General features: G+C 68.7%; 12 protein-coding genes. 4 read left to right on the top strand and 8 right to left on the bottom strand.

Features of this window, described 5'->3' with window-relative positions:
• Positions 1–7: 7 nt before the first annotated feature.
• On the bottom strand, positions 8–1,942 hold the full coding sequence (gene drmB, locus AQJ46_RS13545; protein WP_059205790.1) for a DUF1998 domain-containing protein: 1,935 nt from the start codon (positions 1,940–1,942) through the stop codon (positions 8–10).
• Entirely contained in the window at positions 1,939–5,781 is a 3,843-nt protein-coding gene (gene drmA / locus AQJ46_RS13550) for a DISARM system helicase DrmA (RefSeq protein ID WP_079072238.1), read from the bottom strand. The genes drmB and drmA overlap by 4 nt, the downstream gene beginning before the upstream one ends.
• Positions 5,782–6,002: 221 nt before the next feature.
• Here drmA and AQJ46_RS13555 point away from each other — a divergent pair, with 221 nt between their 5' ends.
• A complete protein-coding gene (locus tag AQJ46_RS13555) occupies positions 6,003–7,586 on the top strand; it encodes a hypothetical protein (RefSeq protein WP_059205791.1) in 1,584 nt (527 codons plus the stop codon).
• A gap of 20 nt (positions 7,587–7,606) precedes the next feature.
• On the opposite strand, the gene AQJ46_RS13560 is transcribed toward AQJ46_RS13555, so the two are convergent.
• Positions 7,607–8,167 carry an ATP-binding protein gene (locus AQJ46_RS13560; RefSeq protein WP_059205792.1) on the bottom strand — a complete coding sequence of 187 codons (561 nt, stop codon included), beginning with the start codon at positions 8,165–8,167 and terminating at the stop codon, positions 7,607–7,609.
• 159 nt (positions 8,168–8,326) lie between these two features.
• On the opposite strand from AQJ46_RS13560, the gene AQJ46_RS13565 reads away from it, so the two are divergent.
• A complete protein-coding gene (locus AQJ46_RS13565) occupies positions 8,327–9,181 on the top strand; it encodes a helix-turn-helix domain-containing protein (protein WP_059205793.1) in 855 nt (284 codons plus the stop codon).
• Positions 9,178–9,384 (top strand): DUF397 domain-containing protein, encoded by a 207-nt coding sequence (locus tag AQJ46_RS52120; protein ID WP_079072239.1) that lies wholly within the window; start codon positions 9,178–9,180, stop codon positions 9,382–9,384. Before AQJ46_RS13565 ends, AQJ46_RS52120 begins: the two co-directional genes overlap by 4 nt.
• A gap of 15 nt (positions 9,385–9,399) precedes the next feature.
• On the opposite strand, the gene AQJ46_RS13570 is transcribed toward AQJ46_RS52120, so the two are convergent.
• The 5 genes from AQJ46_RS13570 to AQJ46_RS13590 all read right to left on the bottom strand — a co-directional run bounded on the left by AQJ46_RS13570 (position 9,400) and on the right by AQJ46_RS13590 (position 22,823).
• Complete coding sequence (locus AQJ46_RS13570; RefSeq protein WP_059205794.1) at positions 9,400–12,261, bottom strand: competence protein CoiA family protein; 2,862 nt, start codon at positions 12,259–12,261, stop codon at positions 9,400–9,402.
• Between the two features lie 110 nt (positions 12,262–12,371).
• The gene (locus AQJ46_RS13575; RefSeq protein WP_208616921.1) at positions 12,372–16,709 is read right to left on the bottom strand and encodes an Eco57I restriction-modification methylase domain-containing protein; all 4,338 of its coding nucleotides are present in this window, start codon (positions 16,707–16,709) and stop codon (positions 12,372–12,374) included.
• Between the two features lie 110 nt (positions 16,710–16,819).
• Entirely contained in the window at positions 16,820–20,068 is a 3,249-nt protein-coding gene (gene drmD / locus AQJ46_RS13580) for a DISARM system SNF2-like helicase DrmD (protein WP_059205796.1), read from the bottom strand.
• Positions 20,069–20,190: 122 nt separating this feature from the next.
• Entirely contained in the window at positions 20,191–21,852 is a 1,662-nt protein-coding gene (locus AQJ46_RS13585) for a serine/threonine-protein kinase (RefSeq protein ID WP_059205797.1), read from the bottom strand.
• On the bottom strand, positions 21,849–22,823 hold the full coding sequence (locus tag AQJ46_RS13590) for a serine/threonine-protein kinase (RefSeq protein WP_208616922.1): 975 nt from the start codon (positions 22,821–22,823) through the stop codon (positions 21,849–21,851). Before AQJ46_RS13590 ends, AQJ46_RS13585 begins: the two co-directional genes overlap by 4 nt.
• A 181-nt stretch (positions 22,824–23,004) precedes the next feature.
• Here AQJ46_RS13590 and AQJ46_RS52125 point away from each other — a divergent pair, with 181 nt between their 5' ends.
• Positions 23,005–23,826 carry a DUF2399 domain-containing protein gene (locus AQJ46_RS52125; protein WP_225887314.1) on the top strand — a complete coding sequence of 274 codons (822 nt, stop codon included), beginning with the start codon at positions 23,005–23,007 and terminating at the stop codon, positions 23,824–23,826.
• The last annotated feature ends 16 nt before the right edge of the window (positions 23,827–23,842 follow it).

Genomic DNA, 23,842 nt, shown 5'->3' on the forward strand with positions numbered 1-23,842 from the left:
AATCCGCTCACTTGAAGTCCGGGATGAGCGCCAGCGGTTCGGTGTCGCCCGCCAGCGGGGTGATGAACCGCCGGTCCAGGAACCGGTTGCCGCGCTCGCACGTGGTCTCGGACACGAACAGGCAGGAGTGGCAGGCCGCACCGTGCAGGAAGTCCTCCGGCGCCTGGGGAAGACGCTCGCCACACAGCGGATCCGAGGAGCACCGCCCCGCCTTGTGCAGCGCCATCCGCACGATCCTGGCCAGCCGGTTCTCCCCGGTGCTCGGGTCCTGGTCGGCGAGGGACACCAGTCCGCCGAGAGTGCCCTCGGAGTCCGGGACGGCCGTGTAGATGAGGATGCCGGTCCGCCGCTCCTCGGCGTCGCCGCTGTAGATCCGCTCGGCCAAACTCGCCGAGTTGTAGCCGCACTCCATCGCGATGGTGCGGATGAGCAGATGGGAGAGCGTGTGCAGGGCGATGTAGCGGCTGCCCGGCCAGCCCTGCATCGGATCGGAGTTGTCCTGGATCCGGTCCGACTTGCGGTGCTCTCGGAACCGGCCGAAGGCCGCGGCGTGTGCAGCGAGGGCCACGCTCGACGCGACCCGGTTCTCCCACTGCTCCATCAGCTGATCGTCCACCCGCAGGAACAGGCCCTCGCCGCGCACCTCGCTGGCCGGTATCCAGCCGCGTTCGCGCCGCCCGAGCTCGACGCGGGTGACCAGGCCCGGGTCCTCCGGGTCGGGAGCGTCGAGCCGGGTGAAGCCGATGAGGGCTCGCACCTCGCGCAGCCGCTCCACCTGCCGCACCTGGGAGAAGACGGTGGACAACGGCCCGCTGAGCGAGGCCTCCACCAGCGCGAAGTCCTCCGTCGGGTCGGCGGTCTTCGCCGCGGACAGCACCTGCCACTCGGGGGTCAGCAGGTCCGGAGGGCCCGGCGGCTGCTCGGCCTCGCCTTCCTCGCCCGACAAGGCCGCACGGTAGGCGGATATGGCCTGCCAGACCTGTCCGGGCTCGTAGTCGCGCAGGTAGCGGTGGTGCTTCGACTTCTTGGCGAACATGGCGATCTCCGCCTCGTCCTCGAAGTCCTCAAGATCCGGCCAGCGTTCCTCGACGAGCTTGCGCAGTGAGTCGGTCCCGGTGTCGGGCAGTGCCAGCGCACTGAGTGCCACGGGGAACCACTGGTTGGAGGCGCCCACGACCAGCAGATAGGGCTGCGCGTCGCAGTTGTCGTAGACACCGTCGAACTGGGGGTGCCGACCGCGGCAACGGGGCAGGTTCTCCCGGCCCTTGTCGCCCATCGCGTCCCGGATGTTGCGCTTGGCCTTCTTGCACACCAGACATTCGAGGGACACGTTGGCTGCGAGGTTGCCGCCGTTGTCCCGCATCCGCAGCGTCGGATACGTCGTGTCGGGGCACGCCCGGCCCTCGTGCACGAACTCCGTGTACGGGAACTCGTCGAGGTGCCCTTTGGTGCAGGCGAGCGCGAAGCGGGCGGCCACGGCGAGGGGCTTGCGGCCCTTCTTCTTCCGGTAACAGTTCTCGTGGTAGAAACGCGCCTCGTCGGGGCGGCGGGGGTTCTGGTTCTCGAATCCCCACTTGCCGGAGCCCAGGGAGGCCAGCTCGTTGCACGCCGTGCAGCGCAGCCACTGCGGGAAGGGCGTCACGGGCACCCCGATCCGCGCCGCGTACCCCTTCGGGTCGGTGTCGGTGCCGGGGATCCACGGCGCGGCGCGCAGCTCGCTCACCTGGTTCGGGCCGTAGCGTCGCAGTGCCCGATTGACGGCCTTGCGGAGACGAGGCTCCTCGATCACCGGGTCCGGTACGCCGGCGTAGCTCCAGTGGTCGATGCCCTTGACCATGACGGAGAAGTTGGGCAGGTCCACGAGGGCGCCGACGCCGCCGGTGAACATGAGGTGGCTCGGCCGTACCGCGCCCACCCGCCTGAAGTATCCGCCGCCGCTCATGACCGCCGCCCCCTGGCCGTGCCGTTGCCGTTGCCGTTCCCGTCCGAGTCCGGCACCTCGCCGAACTCGTCGCCGCCCGCCGTATCCGCGTCGCCGCCGCCCTCGGTCGGCGGTCCGAACTCCCAGGCCTTCCCGGCCGGGGCCGATAGCACCGTGTCGGCGGGCAGCAGCATGTTGATCTCGTTCTCCGTCTCGCGCATCGACTGCGGGACGGTGAGCACGTCCCATCCGCTGCCGTCCGCGTTGCGCAGCAGCCCCAACACCGTCTGCTTCTGCCGGGTCTGGCCCCTATAGCCGAGCCTGCCCTGCTCGCTCTTCTTGGCCGACCAGGCGTCGCGCAGCGCGTCGATGCGTTCGGCGAGGTATCCGCGGGCCCGGTCCCCGTCCACCGCCTCCGCACGCGCCAGCAGCCGCCGCTCGACGTCCCGCACGCGCGGATCGTCGAGGTCCACCCCCTCCGCGTCCACGTTGTCGGAGAACTCGTCGCAGGCCTGCCGGACCGCGGAGACATACGTGGCGGTGGTGCCCCGGTCGAGCGCCCGCCGCGTGAACGGGGTCACCGACAGCGCCTCGACCTGCCGGTAGAACGTCGCGTGGTAGTGCTCGAAGTCCTCGAAATGGGCGAGATCCCGGGGCCGTGCCCAGTTGTAGAGCGTGACCACGATGCCGGGTCGCTTGGCCTGTCGTCCGACGCGGGAGGACGCCTGGATGTACTCGGCGGTGTTCTTCGGCTGCCCGGTGACGACCATCAGACCGAAGCGGGAGACGTCCACACCGACCTGCAGCATCGACGTGGCCAGCACGTAGTCGACCGGCTTGCGGTGCGGCATGGCGGGCAGGACCCGCGGCTGGCGCGCCTTGCCCGCGTCCCGGAACTCGTCGATGATCGCCTGCTTGCGCACCGACGTGTCGTGCTCCGGGTTGAACCCGATCTCCAGCCGCTTGAGGGTGGCGCTGATGTCCGCCGACGAGATACGGGAGGTCAGTTCCTGGAGGTTGAGCATGTCGGTGTCACGCAGCAGCCGGTTGGCGATGCCCCTGCGGCGTCCGTTGGCCCGCAGCCGGCTCGGCACGTCGTCGTCCAGGACCCGCCGCATACCGGCGAGCTCCTTGGTCGCGTTGAAGTACCCGACCACCGTCATGTATGGATCGGCGGGAGCGCCGTAGAGGTCGAACATGTGCTGTCCGGCGAGCAGCAGGATCTCCGCGAGACGGATCTCTGCGGCCTTCATGCGTACCCCGTGGGCGCACACGCCGTAGTAACGCCGCCCCGGGTTGTCGCGGGTGACGTCGACCTGCTGGGAGAAGAAGGTGTCACCGACGTCGACCACCTGTGGCGGGAAGATCGCCAAGTCCCGGGCGAACACCCCCAGTACCTGGGCGCGGGCGTTGCGGGTGGTGGCCGTCGACGCGACGATCTTCGGCCCGGTCTCGCGGAGCTGCCCGCGGGCGTCCTTCACCCGCCAGGTGCACAGTTGGTCCACGGCCGACTCGAACAGCCCCACCGTGGTGCCCAGCGACCCGGAGATCAGGTGCAGCTCGTCCTGGATGATGAGGTCCGGCGGCCGCAGCCGTCGCGGCATCGGCCGGCTGGTCACGGCCTTGTGCTTGTCCTTGGCGTTGTGCCGGGACCCGCAGCCGGTCTCCTCGTCGAGGTCGTTGTGGCGGTAGCCGTGCCGGTCGCAGTACTCGGTCACGCGCCCGAACAGCATCCCGGCATAGCCGCGCCACGGCAGCTGGGCGAGCTTGTCCACGGTCGCGATCAGCATGCTCGGCACCAGCCGGTAGATCTCCTCGTCGACCGTGAGGATCGGCAGCCCCTCACCCTGGGCCTTCATCCGCGAGAACGGGCAGGGCTCCGCGTCCTCCCCGCGCGGGCAGTACACGATGACGCGACGCCGTACGTCGTCCGGTGACACGTCCCGCCAGGCGCGCAGCTCCTCGCCGCACCACGGGCAGGACAGCACCTGCAGGACGTTCGCATGCCGGCCCGAGGCGGACTCCGTGGCCTCGGCGATCTGCTGCGCCGCGTCCCCGTACCAGTTCGGCGAGACACCGGCGCCGACCCACAGCCCGATACGGAAGGGCCTGCTGCCCCAGACCGTCTCGTCCTCCCTGCGCAGCACCTCCGTCGCGCACACCAGGGCGGAGGCCCGCTGGAACTGCTGGGCCGTCAGCAGCCGCAGCGTGTAGCGCATCAGCACGGCGACGCCGTCCCGACCTTCGCGGGCGTCCTCGCCCTCCCCGGCGATCTTCTGCAGGCGCCGGATGGCGAAGGTGTAGGCCGTGAGGCCCAGATAGGCCTCCGTCTTGCCGCCACCGGTCGGGAAGAACAGCAGGTCGACCGTGGCGGTGCTGTCCGCCCTGCGCTCCTTGTGCGCCGGGTCGGTGAGCGAGCACAGGTTGAGCAGCACGAACGCCAGCTGGAAGGGATACCAGCTCGCGGCCGCGGGGCCGCGACCGTCGACCTCGGCGTAGGCCGCCGCATACGTCGGCGGCTTCTCGCCGCCCTCGGCCCGCAGCGCGGCCGTCGCCGTGGCCCGCCGCTGCATGGCCATCGCCCGGTTGGCGAAACGGAACGCCCGCAGTGCGTCCTCGTCGGCGTGCAGCAGGTCAATGCCGAGCGCGATCCTGGCGCACGCGTCGCGGGCCTCGTCGACCGCACGCAGTGCGGCGGTCCGCAGCTCGCCCGACAGCGACTGCGCCTTGGCGGCCTGCTGCTCCAGCCACCCGTCGTATCCGTCGGCCAGTGGCTGCAGGGCCTTCAGTAGATCATCGCGCCGCTCCCACACGGCCAGGTCGGCAAGCTTGTCCATGCTCACTTCGAGACCGGCGAGGAGCGGCTGCTGCGCCGTGCTCGGTGCGACCGTGGCGGGCACGTCCTTCACCGGCAGCCAGGTCGTCTCCAGCTTGACCGCACGGCGCCCCTTCGGCAGGACCCTCGCGTGCACGGCGACGTTCCGCCCGTGCGCATGCTTCAGCTCCTGCCGGTACAGCAGCCGCAGATGCTGCTCCTCGGGACTTTCCTGGATCCGGCCGGGCTCGTCGGACAGCGGGTCGTCGATCGGCAGGAAGACGCTGGACTGCCCGTCGAAGGAGGTGACCTCCAGCTTCGTCTGGAACAGCCACTGCCCGTCCCGCAGTTCACGGGACTCCTCCAGCGCGTTGATCAGCGACACGTCGACGAAGCGCAGGTTGTCCGCCCCGTCGACCGTGCCGGGACGCTCCCGTACGTGCACATCGAGCCGGATGCAGGGACGATTCGGGTCGCTCTCGTCGTCGCCCTCCAGGACGGTACGGAAGGTGCCCGGGGCGTCGGCGGGGACGTCCACCTCGTGGCGCGCAGGCTCCCGCGACCACGTGCGCACCGACCGGCCGTCGTCGGTCTTGCTGTCGCTCTGCCGGTACCGGCCCCAGGAGGCGACGACACTGAGCATGCCCACATCGGCCGGCACCAGGAAGCTCAGGCCCATGGACGACGCCCACAGCCGTCCGGCCGCCTGCGGGGTGAGCCGGTCCCCGAGCTCCGCGTCCTGCCCGTCGCCCTCCGCGCTGACCTCGGTCTCCGCCTGGCCGACCGCGACCTTTACGGGTTGGTCGGTCGGCGCGGGGCGGGGCCCGAGAAGTCCGACGAGGTAGCGGTCACGGGGCCCCGCGCTGTTCGGCGGCAGCGCTTCGGTCTCGTTGTCCGCCCACGGCCCCAGCAGGTCCCATGAGATCAGGTCGCCGAGCTCCTCCCGGACGTCGTACGACGACCCGGACCGGAAGGTCTGCGGGACCTCGTCGACGGGGTGGGGAACGCCGGGCTCCGGAGCGGGGGCGTTCTGTGGTGACGGCATGCGCGTTTCCCTCCCTGGGTGCTGACCGGCACCCGCGAACAACGATAGGGCGGCCCACTGACAGAGTGATGCCGCGACGAACTGCGCATCCCAAGCATTGCATCCGTGTACTCAGTTCACAAGTGACTTCTCCTGTCGTGCGGCGTACAGTGATGCCGGTCCGGCAACAGCTGACACATCCTCAACAATGGTGTCAGCAGAAGCAGTTACAGGGGTGGGAAGTGGACAGCGGCAGTGAGTTCTCCGGCGCCAGAGCCGAGTGGTGGGAGGGCATCGTCCAGGAACTGGCGATGGAACTGGACTTCGCCTGCCCGGGGACGGAACGATTCCTCCCCCATGACCTGGGAGACCTCGCCCTCGTACAGGCCATGCTCATGGCCCGCACCGCGCTGCGCGAACAGCGGGTGGCCGCCGCCACCGACATCGCCAACGAGCTCTACTCACTCTGGCCGGACCGGGAACCACCCCTGGAGGACTGCGCGGACCTGGTCGCCCGTCTCCTGCGCCACCTGCACGAGCACTCCCTCCCGCTGCTGCGCCCCTGGCGGAGCTTCGACCTGTGGAGCGGGCTGCTCCAGCTGTACACCGCACGCCGCGCCGCAGCCGTCGGAGCCCTGCGCGCGGCCCGGGAACTGGACGAACGCTGGGCACTCGACCGGAGGGCGATGAGCGACGGCTCCCTGGACAGGCCCCTCGACCCGGGAGTCCGATGGCAGTCCTTCGCCGCGTATCTGCGCGACACCCAGCGGGACAACGTCACGGGAGCCGCCCTCGGGCTGCTGGAGCGGGCGCCCGTCGCCGAACGACTGAGCCGCTCGGCCCACTACCTCGAGGAGTACCTCGGAGAGGCGCGACACCTCGTCGCGCTCGGCAGCGGGAACGAGATCGCGGAGTACGTACGCCTACGAGCCGATGAGCTGAGCTCCGGCACGGGCAGCGGCCTCTGGGCGGATGTGTCGGCCGCGGCAGCGGACTACGGCAGGGTCTGTCGGCGGGTACGTGAAGGCCTCACGACGTACGAGCAGGAGCTGTTCCAGGCGGCCCACGGCTCCCGGCAACGCGACTGGGAACCGCTGCTGGAGGCCCACCTCGCGCGGGACGCGGGCGCCGGTCCCCACCCGAGGCTGGTTTTGCCCGACCCGCAGGCACCGGCACCGAGCTGGATGACGACCATGGTCGAGCTGCGCGCCGAGTCCAACCGGGGAGCGGCACCGAAGACCTTCACCTGGCACTCCCTGCCCGGCCACACCCCTTGGTGGTTCTGCGCCGTGCGCCCCGGCCCCGAAGAGCACATGGCGGCCAAGCTCGGCCACGACGGCCGGATCCAGTTCGAGGTCAGCAAGGACCGGCCGGGAGACCTGCTCATAGGCCTGCCCGACGACGAGCCCGAGAGCTTCCTCCACCACCTGCGCTTCCGGTACGACGAGGACGACCTCGACGACCTGTCCCGGCTGCTGATGCTCGCCATGACCGGATTCGCCCGCCTCGACATCCTTGCCGCGCGGCAGGCGGGCGGGCTCCGGGTGCTGCGCACGATCCGGGTGGATGTACCCGGGGAGGTGCGGGACCTGTGTGGGGAGTACGCGTATGCCAGGCTGAGGACGCTGAGTGGCGAGGCCGGCGGTGCTGGCGAGCCCGGGGCAGAGGAGCTGACGCGGCGGAGTGCCGGGCGCGGCGGCGCCGGGCCGTGGGAAGACGGGGTCGAGAGGGACGGCCTGGTGGTGAACAAGGACCTGCCGCGCGAAAGGGAGTCGGCTCCCGTCTTCGACGGGGGGCTCTTCCAGCGCGACGACATGCTGTTCTGACCGCGGGTCGTCCCTGGTGATCAGTCCCTGGGGCAGGACCGCTCTCCGGGTGTCGGACAGGAGCTGACGTCCAGCTCGCACCAGACCGTCTTGCCGGAGGGCGGATACGGCTCGACGCCCCAGCGAGTGGCGAGGCTCTGGACGAGCAGCAGCCCGTGCCCACCTTCGCGGCGGGTGGCGGCGGGGCTGCTGCAGGGATCGGCGTCGGGCCCCGCCTGCTCGGGCGGCTGCGGCAGGCGTTCCCCACGCGGATCGGTCACCTCGATCCGGAGAACGGCCGGGAACGCGGTGACCAGTTCGTGCGGCTGGGCCGGGGTGTCGTCCACGGTGAGGCGCAGCCGGAAGTCCCGGCCGCACACCTGGCCGTGCAGGACGGCGTTCGACGCCAGCTCGGCGACGAGGAGTGCGGCGGTCTGCGAGGTGTCCGACTGGTGCGGCCAGCCCCAGGCATCGAATTGGCACACCGCGAGGAGACGGGCCAGCCGCGCCCCTCGCCGCGTGGAACTGAACTGCTGGGTGAAGGTGCGGGTGGGGCCGGGGTGCGCGAGGCGCGCAGGGGAGTGGCTCGAAAGGGAATTCACAGGGTAACCGTCCCGTCACGCATCTAGCCTGAACAGGACACCTGGGAGTACGCCCTGCCGGTGTACGAGCCGGATCCGCCTTTGTACGGGTGGCCGACCGTGACGCGTCGGGCGCTACGGGAGTTGGTCCGATCCCTGTCGAGTCCAAGGAGTGTGCGTATGGGCGACCGCCACGCTGTCAGGCGCAAGAGCGGCGGTGGGGGAGGCGGCGGTGACGATCGCCCCCGGATCTGGACGGGGTACGGGAAACTGGTCAAGCACTTCCGTGAACTGGCAGGAATGACCCAGTCGGAACTGGCGGACGCCGTCGGCTACTCGTGCGAGCAGGTCGCCTCCATCGAGCAGGGCCGGCGTCCGGCGAAGGCCGCGTTCACGGAGGCGGCGGAGCGGGTGCTGAACGCGGGCGGTGCGCTGCGGGCACTCCAGGAGGACGTGGACCTGGCGCGACTGCCGCTGTTCTTCCAGGACTTCGCGGCGATTGAGGCGGAGGCGGTGAGCCGGTTCTCGTACGATCCGCTGTTGATCCCGGGGTTGTTGCAGTCCGAGGCATACGCGCGGGCGCTGATCTCCGGGCACTGTCCGCCCTTGAGTGACGAGACAATCGAGCAGCACGTCGAAGCGCGCCTTGACCGGCAGCAACTGCTGACCCGGGAACCAAGTGTCGAGCTCTGTTTCATCATCGGCGAGGCCGCTCTACGCAACCCCATCGGCGGTGCCGAGGTCATGCGCGTCGCGTTTAGGAAGATCCTCAAGCAGGCCGAGCTGCGCAATGTGGAAGTGCAGGTCATGCCGACAGTGAGGGGCTTCCATCCAGGGCTCAACGGTCCGTTGGTGCTGCTGGAGACTCTGGAACACCAACATGTCGGCTACATCGAGTCGCAGGAGATCGGCGTCGTGGTCACCGACCCGGCGAAGGCCAGTGCGTTCGGGCTGCGGTATGGCAAGCTGCGGTCGCAGGCTCTCAACGTCATGGAGTCCGCACGGCTCATCGAACAACTGGCAGGGGAGCTATGACTGTTGGACATGAGCGTCCGTCATCGCCTGGTCTGATCTGGTTCAAAAGCACGTACAGCGGGTCGGGAGGAGGCGATTGCATCGAAGTCGCGATAACTCCGGGAACCGTGCACGTGCGCGACTCGAAGAACAACATGGGGCAGCAGCTCACGTTTACCTTCCCGGCCTGGAAGGACTTCCTCGCCACCGCGACCGAGTCGTAGCCGACAACTGGCAGGTCATCGATGCTTCCACAGTGTCCGTAGACGTAGTACTTCCACGGTCCACTCGCTCCGGAGAGCCGCATCGGAGAGAGGAACGTCGCGGTCGAGCGAGAAGGCGACGTGACGGTACAAGGGGTGGATTTCGCCGTCCCCCACGACGATGAGGCTCGACAGGAGCGGCTCGTTGGCGGGGGTGTCACGGTCGACAGCGACGAGAACCTCGCCCTGATCATCGGGATGCAAGCGGGGGAGGACGCTCTCTCCCAGGCGCCGCCGCAGTTCACCCCATGTTGTCAGGGACTGCCCTCGTGCGGTCTGCTCCAACAAAGTGCGGACCGTCGAGGCGAGTTGCAGTATCTGCGACTGGGAGAGCCGAGCCTCGCCCACATGCTCGTTCTCAGACGGATCATCGGCCGAGGCGGACTGCTCGGCTTCGCGCCGCGTTTGGAGGTGCCGTTGCCACCTGGCGAGGTCCTTCTTCTCGCCGTCGGACAGGGTGACTCGTTCGCTCAGGGCTTCCGCTTCCGCGACGAGGGCCACCAAGGCATCGGTACTCAGCTTGTCCTTTTCATCTCGCATCTGGTGGATCAGCCGACGGCAACGTCTGAGAAGCGATGAGGAACGGTTGGGCTGTTGGACGCCTACCCACGTCCTCATCTCCGCGAGGATCGGGCGATTGCGGTGCTGGGCTGCGGGAGACAACTGCGCTTTATAGATGGGGCCGGCCATGCGATAGATCTGTTCCGCCCGATCGACATCGAGAACCCGCTGCGCCTCTCTGAACTGGTTGACCAACTCGTCGAACTGGTCAGCGGAGTGGTCCCTGGGCGATTGGGAGCCGGATTCCTTGCCCTGAGGGCTAGAGGAGATGGGTTGGGTAATCCGGGGCGGTGGAACTGGTTGGGAAGCGACGGGCGGTTCCGTTTTCGGGGTTGGCTGAGGGCCGGCGTGGGGCTCCACGGCCTCAATGGCTCGCAACAGGAGTCGCGCGTGGTGGCTCGGTGTGTCGCTCCGGCTGCCGAGCCAGTCGAGGTAAGGGGTTCCCTTGGCGCGTGCGGACTCGTACGTGTTCAGGCGCCTACGCGCCCCTTTGATCGTGTCGGACAGGCGCTTGTGGTGCCTTCCGCTGAGTCGGGGCAGCAACTCCTCGGCTTGGGTCAAAGCTTTACGCAGCCGTGCAACGCCCTCCTCCAGCAGTCCTTGTCGCTGCGGATGGCCGCTGCCTGATTGCGCGTTGCGCTTATTGGGCTGGGGGACGATCGGCGGCCCAGATGCCTTGCCGTCGGAGCCGAGCGCCAGGCGGGCCGGGATCAGGCGGACTCCTGATGCGCTGTGGGTCTGGTAGGCGCGTTCCTTCTCGCGGTCGCACCACAGCTTCAAGGTGACATCGTCGGTAGGTGGCTGAAGCCCGAGCTTGCGGATGATGGTCGTCATATCCGGGAGCGGACGGCCACCGGAGTCCCGCACCAGAGCCGAGAGTACGGGCTTGTCCGGAGAGGCAGGGCGATCCACTGCGATAAGGAGGTCCCGACGGTCGGTCGCAGACAGCCGGACCAGGTTGACCTTCGCAACCAACCCCAGCGTGCTCCACGCCGTGAGCGTGCGACGCCTGGCGAAATCCTCCAGCGCTTTGCGAACTCGGGTCACCATGTCCGGGTCCGGCCCTGTGGAGGAACTACTCGTCGATTGAGCGGCTGAGTTGGCCCGGCCGGATGCGGTAGCCGTCTGTCCCGTGACAGTGCGCTGCTCCGGAACAGGGACGTCAGGCGTTGTCCGTACCGGTTCGGGAAGAGCGACGCCTGGGCGCCACAGGCCAGTGCGTTCTGCCTCGATGCCACTGAGCTGGATGACGCCATCGGCCCGCACAGCCCACTGCGCGCCGTCCTGCGGGTCAGGATCGGTGAGGAGGAGACGGGCCACTCCGTGCAGCCGGTACACGTACTGCTCGGTTGGCATGGGGACGTCAGCCGGGAGGGACACATGCGCACGAATGATGCGGCTGCTGGCGGGCTTCACGTCCGCGGCGATGATGTAGCGACCTTCGGCCGCGAGTGGGGAGTGCTTGGGCGTCGGAGCCTTGGCGTCGATAGCGAAGACAATCTGGTCGGCCCGGAGCGGGAACGTGGCAGGCCGGAGCCACGCGCCTTTGCCGCGCTGGGTGACACTGCGGTCGCTGAGCAGCTCCTCCAGAACGGGCGTGACTAGCCCGTCGGAAGTGAGTCGGCAATCGTCGAGTGATGACCAGGTGACAGGCCGCCCGGTGCGTTCGACGCCGATCAAGACACGCCGGTCCGAGCCGTGGGTCTCGCACTTGACGCGGAGCGCGTATCCCTGCCGCTGCACCATGTTGGCCGAGATCGGCCCTTCAGCGCCGAAGACCCAGTCCATCTGCTCGGAGGATGTGCCGAGCTCCTGCTCGGCCCGGTACCAGGTGCGGTAGTCCTGAAGACACAGCTGGAAGCGCAGCCGTTGGCGGGTCGAGGGGAGCCAGAAGTCCACCGCGTCGCCGGGACCGGTACCGAGATTGCGCAGCTCGGCCTGGACACGGACCCCCTGGGCCTTGAGCCATTCGGTCAGATCCCTCTTGATGAAGAGATGGTCGGCGCTGTCGGCGCCGTTCGCGACGCGATGACATGCGGGAGCCATGCCCGTCCGATCCGGGAAATGCGCGAAGTGGCAGACCTTGGTCTCGTACCGCTTGGTCATCAGCTCCTCGCCGCAACCGCCGAGCAGTGTGCCGCACCAGAACCGCTTCCCCCGGAAGTGGCGGCGGAACTGGTCGAGGTTGTAAGGCTCTTCGGGGAGGATGACCGGCTGGTCCGAGTCCTTGGTACCGATAACGGCGGTCTGGACGAGCCGGGTATCGACGACAGACATGACGCGCTCCACTGGGCGGGAGTGAAGGGGCCTGGGCATTGCGCGTGAGGGAAGAGCGGGCCGCCGCCGGTGCTGCTGTGGGGGTGGTGGCGGCCCTGGTGATGACCGAATCAGAAGAGGGCATCTTGGGGCGGGAACAGGCCGTCGTCCCCGAAATGCTGGGCTGGGTCACCCTCCTCGGTGCCCGGGATTTCCTCCCGCTGCGCCTTCTTAGGCGTGCCCTGCGACCGCTTCCCCGTGGTGCCGGACTTGCCCTTGTGAAGTCCCGCAGCTACCTCGGCGGCGTATCGCTCGTGGTTCAACTCGCGGAGCCGGTCGATGACTTCGGTACGGACGATGAGGCCGATGGTGTAGCGGGTGCCCTGGTCGGTCTCGTGGAATCCGTGGTCCAGCCCACCGGGAGCCTCCAGGAGGTCGTCCCATCTGTACGCGCGAATGGCGGCCTCGTCGATGGCACGATGTGCGGCGCGGAGTTCGACGACGTCGTCGTCGTGGCATTCCGGGTCATGAACGAGGTTGTAGATGGCAGTGAGTCCAACGCGGCGTTCGGTCATGAGGCAGCGCCGGTATTCATCGAGGCTTGCCCCAAGATTCTTCATTTCCTGATTATCTACGGGTCTCACGAGTGTTTCGAAGACGTCCGTGGGAGTGTAGCGCAAATCGCCTTTCATGGTGGAAGCGCGGTCGATAGCCCACCAATAGTGAGGTGCGCTGCTCAGGAGAGCGAAAAGTGAAAGGTCGTTGGATGCGAATACCCCAAGCGCATGTGAGAATACCTGCCCAGTCGGCACTATTGCGGGCATCACCACCTTGCTGACCTTTGTGATGACGATGATCCGATCCATCGAGGAAATGGCCGCTGTTAGTGCGGGGCGCTTATCTCCATATTGCCAGAACCGCTCCGGCAGTGGCTTTCGCAGGACGTAGGACCCGTCTGTGTTCTTGCGTTGCCTTTCTGGTTTTACCTCGCGTTCGATGATTTCGTAGACGTTAGGATATTGTTTTGCTCTCTCAAGAGGCCAGTCGTGAAAGTTGATTACCCATCTGCTAGCGCTCATGTCGTATCTGTTGTTGACGTCTTCGCCAACAAGGTAAGGGAACAGTACAGCTTTATTGGCGGGATCACTCGCGATTAGGGACTGGGCTTTCTCGCTGGTAAGGACAAATCCCATGCCGGTTAGTTTCGACCCTTCGAACGAGATTCCGGCGTTAGTTGCCAGGCGATGCGCCGTGCGATCTGCTCTGGAGGCAGGTGTAAGTGACGGGTCGATCTTGCGCACGGGTGTGTCATCTAGCGCTCGCGTTGCTTCCACGTGCATAGGAGCCCGGGAAACCCACACGGCGCAGTACTCCAAAACCGCGGACTTGGAGGGCCAAGGGCGACTCTTGATAGCTTTGCGAATCTCTGATCCGCTGGACGTTATTTTATCGAGAGAGGCTTCTCGGGTGTCGCCTTGGGCGAGTGAGTTGGTTGCAATGATTGCGAGCTGTCCAGAGTTTCTTAGTAGGCTATGACAGCGCAGAGCAAAATAGCCGACCAGGTCGCAACGATCTGCTTTGTACCCGGCAATTTGGATTCCTGCGAATTGTCGGTACGCAACCCCCATGGCCCCGCTGATCTTAGTTCCGCCCAAAAATGGTGGATTTCCAATCACCGCGTCAAACCCGCCCCCTTCAAACACCTCCGGAAACACCAACGGCCAGTGGACCGGCTCCCTCTCGAACCCACCCTCCGGTAGATCCGTAGCCAGCCACTCCCGAGCCAGTGCCCGAGCCTCCTCCGTGGCCCCCTCAAGCCCCTTCGCCACGGCGAACCCCATGCCCGCCGCAGCCATCGGAGCCTCGGACCGCTTCAGGGACCACCCGTTCCGGGCCATCTCCTTCTTCAACGACTCCCGAGCCGGCAGCGGCCCGCTCCCGTGCGAGGCCAGAGCGGCCCCCGCCGTCAGGTCCGCGAGCAGGTTGACCCGGGCCGCCCGCTCCTGAACGTCCGCGAGTATGGCCCGCTTCTCCGCGATGTCCTTCAGCGTCTCGCCCGGCATGTCGCCGATCTGCTTGCGGTCCTCGGCGAGTTCGTGGACCAGCTCCCGCACACCCGCCGTGAAGTCGATGACGCCCCGCTTGTGCCGCTCGCGGCCCCGTCGTGCGTCGAGGTCCATGACCTCCAACTGCTCCACGGACGTGATACCCAGCAGCGAGTCCCCCGCCACCAACCGGTCGTCCAGGAACGTGAACGGCCGCTCGGGGTCCATGGAGATCAGCCACAGCGACAGCTTGGCCATCTCCACCGCCATCGGGTTGATGTCCACCCCGTACAGGCAGTGCTCGATGATCAGGCGCCGGGCGCGGATCATCACCCGGTCGCTCTCCGCGTCCGCCGCCGTGACCGCGCCCGCCTGGTCGCGGTGGCTGCCGCGGAACGCCAGGGCCTCCTCGTCCTCTTCCTCGACCCACGCGTCGACCAGCCGGTCCGCGAGGTAGCGGCAGGCGGCGACCAGGAACGCCGCCGAACCCATCGCGATGTCGGCGACCTTGAGCTTCAGGATCTCGTCCGGCTTGATGAGCTTCCACTGCTTGTCGTCCGCTGTCTGGAGCGGGCCCGGACGGTAGACCAGCGGTTCCAGTGCTCCCTCGGCGACCTGCTGGGCCAGGGCGCGTGGCGTGTAGTGGGTGCCGGTGTTCTTGCGGAGGCGGGACTCCGTGACGTACAGGCCGTCCTCCGGGATCACCACCGGCAGACTACGCAGATCGTCGCGGAGCAGCCCGTGGAAGGGGAGGATGCGCTCGGCCAGTTCGCGGTCGTTCTCGGTGACCGCGAGCAGGCGGTGAAGGGCCTTGCCCCGCGCCTGCTCGTCGCCGGGGGCGAGCAGCTTCTCCAGCTTCGACGCCGTGGCCGGCGGCTTGGGGTCCTTGAAGCGCTCGTAGAGCTTCTTTGCGAGGCCCGGCAGGTTCGGCTTCTGGCCGGGTACGGCTCGTGCACCCACGCCGAACGGGGCTGCCAGCTCCTCCAGTTCGGTCAGGCTCACCTCGTGTTCCAGGCCCGGCTTGCCGACGAGCCCGAGCACGGTGTCCTGGGCGCGCTTGCCGTCGTACGAGAGCAGGCCCTCGTACACGTAGCCGATCTGCTCGACGTCCAGGGCGCGGAAGGTCAGCCGGCGCCGCTCCCTGTTGACGACGACGAACTGCACCGAGTCGAGGACGTGCAGGACGGTGCGGTCGTAGATCGGGAGGAGGGAGGTGTGGCCGTCGGCGGCCCGCGTGGCGTCGCCGTCCGTGCCGTCCGCGCCTTCCGGGACGGCCTCCAGCCAGGGGAAGCGCTTGGGGTCGAAGATGGAGCCGTCGTACGCGGGCAGTGTGAGCAGCGGGTGGTCCACTCCGCCGTGCACGGCGTGGAAGAGGGCGATCAGCCGGTGCCAGGCGGCCGTCGTGTGACCCAGGGAGTCCTCGCCGTCCGCGCGGCGGCGCTTGTCCAGCGTCTCGTACAGCCGCCCGGCCGAGTACGCCTCCGCGTACAGCTCGTTGTCCGCGGGCAGCAGGCCCCGTTCCTCGGCGAAGAGCAGGAAGACGACGCGCATCATGACCGCGACGGCGCCACGGTAGACCTCGCTCGCCGGTACGCCCGACAGGCCCTTGCCGCCGCGCTTGACCATCTCGGCCTCGGCGCGGCCGATGGAGTCCACCAGGAGTTCGACGGCCTGGCGGACCTGGATACCGAGGGCCTCGGTGACGTCTTCCTGGCCCTCCAGGCTCTCGCGCAGCAGCGCCGGAAGGAGCTCGTCCTCCGGCCGTCCGAAGAACCGGCCGCGCCGCAGCAGGGACACCCAGGCGCGGACCGCCACCAGGTCGGCCTTCTCGTTCCAGGCGATGGTGTCGAAGGTGGCGCTCGTGGTGACACCGCCGGGGGGCGCCCAGACCAGGGACCACCAGCGGCCGTCGGTGACCAGGCCCAGCTCGACTCCGTGCTGGCGCAGGACGTGGGCGAGGCGGTCGACTCCGCTCGCCGACCAGGAGTCGCCCTTGATACGGCGGGTCGGCACGGTGTCGTGCGGCAGGACCAGGCCGAGGATGGGTACGTGCTTGGCGGCGGCAGCAGGGTCCGGTTCGGCGGCGGGGGCGGTGCCGGGGCGGACGAGGGCGAAGTCGGGGCGGACGGTGGTGTCGGCCCCGGGCGGGCTGACGGCGAACCGGTCCAGCAGCGCGTCGTCCTCGGCCAGGCTCTCGCCGCTGTCGCCGAACTGCCCGGCGCCCTCCCGCAGATGCAGGGCCTCGTCCCATTCCAGCAGGGTGCGCAGCAGGAAGCCGATCCAGTCGAGGCGGCCGGCGCCCTTGCGGTCGTCCTGCCAGATGCCGTGGTGGAGACGGATGTCGGCGCGGCGCTCGCTGGGGACGCCCTCCAGCTGCGGCCAGGTGCGCAGCAGGACCGGCAGGGTGAGGAACGGGCCGGACACCTCGACGAGGTTCAGCCAGTCCAGGTGCTGCTGCTTGCCGTCGGACGCCTTCGCGGCACGGATCGCGGCGGCGGAGGGACGGTGGCCTCCGGAGCGGGGCGCGGGGCTCATCAGTAGGCCTCCTTGGCAGGGATGACGAAGACGACGGCGACCGGGAAGAGGTGGTCCTGCGGATCGCGGTAGCGGGCGGCGATCGCGGCGAGTTCGCGCTGACGCTCGTCCTCAAGGCCGTCGAGCCGGGCCCGCCAGCGCTTGCGGTCGTCGGTGAGCTGGCGGCGCTCGTCGGGGTCCTTCAGCTCGTCCAGACCGAAGAGCGTGTCCATCCCGCCCGCAGGGGAGGTCGCTGTGCCGGAGGAGGTCTCGCCGAGCCGGGCGCGCAGGGTGCGCTGGAGGCGGTCGAGGGTGCCGTTGATGCGCTGCTCCTCGTCGGCCTGGCGCTCGGCCAGCCGGTCCATCAGGGATGCCTTGCGCTCCTTGCCGCGCGCCTCGACGGACTGGGTGAGGCCCTCGTACGTCTTCGACCAGCTCTGCTGCAGACGGTGGATCAGGCGCTCCTTGGCGGGGCGGCCCTCGGTGAGTGCGTGGTCGAGGATCGAGGCGACCGCCTCCACACCGCGCAGTCGCCGCTGCCAGCCGTTGTCGCCGAGCCAGCCGCCCGCGTGCAGGATCTCCTCGTGGAGGCGCTGCCCGTCCGTGCCGACCAGCACGAATCGGGCGTACGCGCCGACGAAAGTGGTCTCCAGGGCGGGGTCGTCGCTGACGACGGCCGTGATCCGGCGCAGGTCGACGTTGTTCGCGTTCCACACGGCCGCGCGCAGCAGCCGCGTCGACATGGCGACCAGCGGATGGTTCAGATGGGCCAGCACGATGTCGGGGCGTCCCGAGGCCGCCTTCGCGTCGAACGTCACCGGGCGTAGGACGTCGGGGCGGAGCTTGTCGGGCAGGCCGCGGGTGGCGCGCTCCCAGGAACCGGTCAGGGGCGGCACGGTGAACAGTCCCTGCCGGAAGTCGTCCTCGGACGGCGCGTTCTCGTCGAGGCACGGCACGAGGGGCTGCTGCCGTGCCAGGTTCAGCGCCGTGTTCACGACGCGGGCGACCCGGTCCGGGGTGATGCCGAGTTCGTCGGTGGTCTGCTTCAGCTGGGCGCTGAGCCGCCGCACCTGCTCGGTGACGTTCTGCTCGGCGTCCACCTTGCCGCCGGTGGGACGGCCCTTGATCTTCCGGGCACGGGCGTGCTCGATGTCGAAGTCGCTGAGCTGCCCGGTCATCCGGAGCTGAACCTTCTCGGCGAGCACGGCGTTGACCTCGCCGAGGTCCTCCTCCATCCGCGCGACCTTTCTCGCGATACGGGCGAGGAACTCCAGGTCGGCCTCGTACACATCGGTCCTGGCCTTGTCCCAGGCGGCACCGACGAAGTGCATGATCTGCGGGTTGTGACGCTGGCCGTAGCGGTCGATACGGCCGATGCGCTGTTCGAGCTTGTTGGGGTTGAACGGGATGTCGTAGTTGATCAGGTGCCGGCAGTGGTCCTGGAGGTCGATGCCCTCGCTGGCGGCGTCGGTGGCGATGAGGATGCGGACCTTGCCCTCCGGGTTGTGGGGCGGCTCCTGGAAGGCGAGCCGGATCTGCTCGCGCTCGTCGGCGTTCTTCCCACCGTGGAGGGTGAGGACGCGGCCCTCCTGGGCGAGGCCCTCCTGCTGGAGGAGGTTCAGCAGCCAGTCCTGGGTGTCGCGGTACTCGGTGAAGACGACGACCCGCTCCGTCCCCCACGTCCCGCCGGTGAGGCAGATGGCCCTGAGGGTCTTGATGAGCTCCTTGGCCTTGGCATCGGGGGATGCCTGGTGGGCCTGGCCCCAGTGGGCCATCCGCTCCAGCAGCTCGGACTCTTCCTCGGACGTTCCCGGGGTGACCGTGGCGGCGCGGGTGATCGCGTCGTGCTCGGCCTCGGAGAGCTCCTCGTCGTCGAGGTCGGCGGCGTAGTCCTCGTACTGAGTGATCCACAGTGGGGTTTCCACCGGGGCCTGAACTTCCTTGTTCCTGCCGGACTTCGCCTTGGCGCGCACCGATTCGAGGTGGACGCCGACCGTGTGCGCGAAGGCGGCGGGGGAGGAGAACAGCCGCTTCTTCAGCAGCAGGGTGACCAGGTCGACGGCCTTCCGGCCGCCGCGCCGGTCGGGAGCGACGCGCTTCCTGCGCAGCTCGGCGTAGCGGGTGAGGAGGGCGTGGATCTCCCGTTCGGTGTCCGGATACTCGACGGGCAGCGCCTGGGACTCGCGGGCGTGGAAGCGCGGGCTGCCGTCCTCGTTGGTCACGGTGCTCTTCAGACGCCGTACGACGGTGTCGTCGAGGGCGGCCTTGTCCGGCTCGACGCTGCGGAAGAAGCGCTGGTTGTCGATGAGCTCCAGCAGCGCCGTGTAGGAGTCCTGGTAGCCGTTGTGCGGGGTGGCGGAGAGGAAGAGCCGGTGCTCGAAGTGGGGGGCGAGGCGCCGGATCAGCTTGGTCTGCTGGGAGTCGACGGCGTAGATCTGCTTGGGCGCGCTGGGGGCGACGTGGTGCGCCTCGTCCAGGATCAGCAGGTCGAAGGTACGGCGTCCGGGGCGGCCCGGCAGCTCCGTGGACCCGCCGGGCGGCAGAACCTCGTCGATGAGTCTCTGCGCCTTGGGCGTACGCAGCCAGGGAAGGCTCACGATGGTCATCGGGAACACCCGGAACGGGTTGGCAGCGCTGCTGTGGGTACGGCGAAGCTCGGCGCAGCAGGCCGAGTCGACCACGGTGAAGTCGAGGCCGAACTTGTCCGCCATCTCATCGCGCCACTTGAGGGTGAGCCCCGCCGGGCAGACGACCATGATGCGGTGGGCCCGACCGCGCAGCCGCAGCTCCTCGGCGACCAGTCCGGCCTCCACGGTCTTGCCGAGACCGACGTCGTCGGCTAGCAACAGGTTGACGCGAGGGGCACCGACGGCGCGTGCGACCGGCTCCAGCTGATACGGCTCGATGGCCACTCCTGAACGGAAGGGTGCCTGGAGTGTCTTGACGTCGGCTGAGGCGACGGCGGACCAGCGGACGGCGTCGAGGAAGGCCGCGAGCTGCTCCGGCGGGTCGAACGCCCCCGCGGAGGCATCGGGAAGGGAGCCGGCGGGCAGCACGCGGCGTCCCGGCTCGACCTCCCATATGACGGACAGGGTGTCGCCGTAGCGGCCGTCGGCGACGGACTGCAGGTGCACCACCGTGACATCGCCCGTCGGGGCGGCTTCGACGCCGGACACCACCCAGTTCTGGCCGCGCACCTGGACGAGAGCGTTCTCCTTGGGCGGCGCGACGATTGTGGAGGCTTCGGAAGTACGGGTGGTACCGGGCATGCGGACATCCTCCACTATCGGCGAGACGCGGTGCCTACCGGAGCGCCTCATACTAGCGAGTGATTCATTCGTTGACTTAGTTCACGCAGATGCTTTTCGGTTGCGATGGACCTCGGCCGGGCTTACTGCGGGAGATGGAGGGTGCGGGTCAGTCTGCCCAACCGGCCGACCAGGCGCTCCACCTCGGCATGCGCGGGATGGTCCGCAGGCAGCGCGGTCCGCTGATCGTCGGCGAGGGAGCGCAGGGCCTCCAGGGCTTCGCCGGCCGAGCCCGAGCCCGCGAGGAGGGTGGCGATCTCCCGGCGGGTCTCCAATACCTCCGCGTGCAGAGGGGGAAGCACCTCCTTCTGGAGATCGAGCGCCTGACGAAGCTCCCGCAGAGCGGCGGAGTTGTGTCCGAGACGGCCGAGGCAGCGGGCGGCCATCACCCGGCACGCCGCGAGGTCGGCGTCCGGCGCGGAACGGGTCGACGCGAGGGTTGCCGCAAGCTCCAGACAACCGTCGCGCACCGCTTGCAGTTCCTGCGCCTCGAACTGCAATCGCAAGATGGCCAGCCTGCGGGAGACGACCTCCGGATGGGATAAGCCGAAGCGGGGCAGCGCCGCGTCGAGATCCTTGCCCAGCAGCTCCAGCGCCTGGGACAGCCGCCCCTCGGCCGCAAGGCGTCGCGCGTGCTCGCGCAGGTCCTCCGTGTCAGGAGGCGCGGGCGACCCGGCTCCCGAGGGGGACCGCGGCTGCGGCGTCCGGGCGGGAGGCGGCGCTGCGGGTGGCGGGGCCGGGGCGTCCTCCGGGGCGGGTGCGTCGTCCTCGTCCGTAGGAGGATTTCCTGGAAGCTCTGCGCCGCCACGCGGCGGACGTGCGGTGGCCGAGCCGGGCCCCGGAGCACCTGCGCGGGCGGCCTTCGGCACTGCCTGCTCGGCCCAGGGCGCGAGGACTTCCCGGACTTCGGCCGCGTCCGCCGGGCGATCCTCCGGACTCTTCGCAAGCAGGCGGGAGACCAGCTCGCACAGTTCCGCCGGCGCGTCGTCGCGCAGCCGGTCCAGCGGGACCGGGTCATTGGCGATGTGCTTGACCACCAGGGCCAGTGGCTCGTCGGCGGTGAACGGCGGTCGGCCGCCCAGGATCTCGTACAGCACGCAGCCCAGCGCGTACAGATCACTGAGGGGGGTCGCCGCCTGCCCCTTGCCCTGCTCGGGCGAGATGAAGCCCGGAGTTCCGGCCACCATGCCGGCGCCCGTCAACCGTGGCCCGTCCGGAGGTTGCAGCGCGGTGGCGATGCCGAAATCGAGGACGCGTACCGTGCCGTCCGCCGTGAGCATCACGTTCCGGGGCGTCAGATCCCGGTGGACGAACCCGCGTCCGTGGGCCTGGACCAGTACGGAGCACACCTGGGCGCCCACCGCGGCGGCCCACTCGACGGGAAAGGGTCCGCGCCGGGCGACCAGCCGGTCCAGCGTGTGCCCGTACACGCGCTGCATCACCAGGTAGAGCCGACTCGCTCGATGGGTGCCCGCATCATGGATGACCGGTACGTAGGGATGCTCCAGCTTGGCCATCAGCCGGGCTTCCCGGGTGAAGCGGATGACGGCGGGGTCCTGCGGATCGAGGTGGCGCGGCATCCCGGAAACAGTCGTCTGCGGCATCAGCAGTTTCACCGCCACGGACCGGTCCAGCCGCTGGTCGTACGCCGCCCACACCTCGCCCATGCCGCCTCTGCCGAGCAACTCCGCCAGCTCGTAGCGGCCGTCGATCAGCTCGCCTGTCGCCATGTGCTGGTACCTCATCGCCTCTCCCGCACTTCGTCGTCGACCCGGGCTGCCGGTGGTCGAGGAGACGAGGGGAACCGGAACGGCCGCGTGACGTCCATACCCGCCTCCGGAACGGAAGCCCACGATGCGTCAGGTGCGGACGAAGGGACATGGCGGGCCAGGAGGGAGTACACCGAGGCGGCGTCGGCGGGCCGCTCGTCGGGGTGCTTCGCAAGGAGCCGGGCGAGCAGATCTCCGAGCTCCGGTGGGACGTCGGTGCGGAGTGACGTGAAGGTTGGGGGCGCACTGTTGCGGTGCGCCAGCATGACGAGCGCTGCTGTCGGGGCGGTGAATGGGGGCTTCTCGGTCAGCATGAAGTGCAGTACGCAGCCCAGTGAGTAGAGATCGGCCCGGTGGTCGACGTGGGAATAGGGGCCACCTTCCTGCTCCGGGGCCCGATAGTCCGGTGCGCCGATGTCCTCTCCGGCGGCGGTCAACCGTGTGGGCGTAGCGCCGGGTACGGCCACCAGACCGAAGTCAATGATCTTCAAGATGCCGTCGGGAGCAACCATGATGTTGTGCGGCTTGAGATCCCTGTGTACGAGACCTGCCGCATGAACGGCGGACAGCCCGGCGGCGATCTGCGCGCCCGCGGCGGCGGCTGCCTTCACAGTGAGTGGACCATGCTCCGCCACGAGATCCGCCACAGTCGCCACGCCCGGCACGAGTTGCATGACGAGATACTGCATTGCCTTCCACTCACCGGCGTCGTGCACGGTCGCGACGTGGGGGTGGTCGACCCCGGCGAGAGCGGCGGCCTCACGCCGAAAGCGCCTGATGAAGCGCTGCCGTTCGTCGTCGGAGTCGAGGAGTTCTGGACGGATGAACTTGAGGGCGACCTGCCGTTTCAGACGCAGGTCGGTGCACTCCCACACTTCGCCCATCGCCCCGTGGCCGATCGGAGTGCGCAATTCGTAGCGATCGGCGATGCGCTCTCCCCGAGCCAATCCGGGCCTCCCCAAGCTCGTACGTCCACATGACATGACAGTGCGTAAGCGATTGCTGACGATCCTAGGGCAGTCGAACGAGCTGTCTGTCGCGAAGCCGGAGTACCGGACGGTCGGGGACAGGCCGGGCAGGACCGTGGACTTCCGGCTGGGGAGTTGGGTTCCGACGCGCACCTCACGCGTGACGCCGACGGTCCGGTACTGGCGATCCGAGCCCTGGCCACACTCTTTACCCGGCCCGGACGCACAGCCCACCCCTGCTGTCTGGGGTCGTGGCGAGCTGGCCACCCGTACCACCGGCTCGACCCACGGCCTGGACGACGGCACTCTGCTGTCCCGCCTGGTCCTGCGCGGCATCGCCCTCGCATGTCGCGCAGACTTCCCCGCCGACGCTCCGGGCCGCCGGGCCCTGTGGCGTCTCGCCTCGGTCACCCCCGACGAGGTGTCCAGCACAGTGCTCACCTATGGATTGCGCCCGATCGGCGCGACCTGGGGCGAGAGAACCCTGCGAGAACGTGCGGACCACTGCCTGGAGACCCATCTCACGCTGCGTGAACTGCGTGCTCTGCAGATGGAGTTGCCGTACCGCACCCGCATCCATGTCTGTGAGAATCCACGAGTTGTCGAGGCCGCCGCCGACGCCGGTTGCGGCGAACCGTTGATCTGCACCTCGGGCAGCGCCACGACAGTCGTCCTCACTCTGCTCGACGCACTGGCCGCCGCCGGATGTGCCTTCGTGTACCACGGCGATTTCGACTGGCCGGGGATCATGCTGGCCAACCGTGTCGTGGAGCGGTACGGCGCGGAGCCGTGGCGTATGGGGGCAGAGGACTACGAGTACCTCGCGACCCGAGCCCAGGCCCACGGCACGCCGCAGTTACTGCTCAGCGGACCGCGTGCGGAGGCGGTGTGGGACGCGGAACTGGCCCCGGCCATGGAGGCATTGGGAATCGCCCTGCACGAGGAGGCGGCACTCGACCTGCTCTTGGAGGATCTCGGCTGAGGTAGAGGCGGTTGTG

The sequence above is a fragment of the Streptomyces canus genome, assembly GCF_001514145.1.
GTDB lineage: Bacteria > Actinomycetota > Actinomycetes > Streptomycetales > Streptomycetaceae > Streptomyces > Streptomyces canus.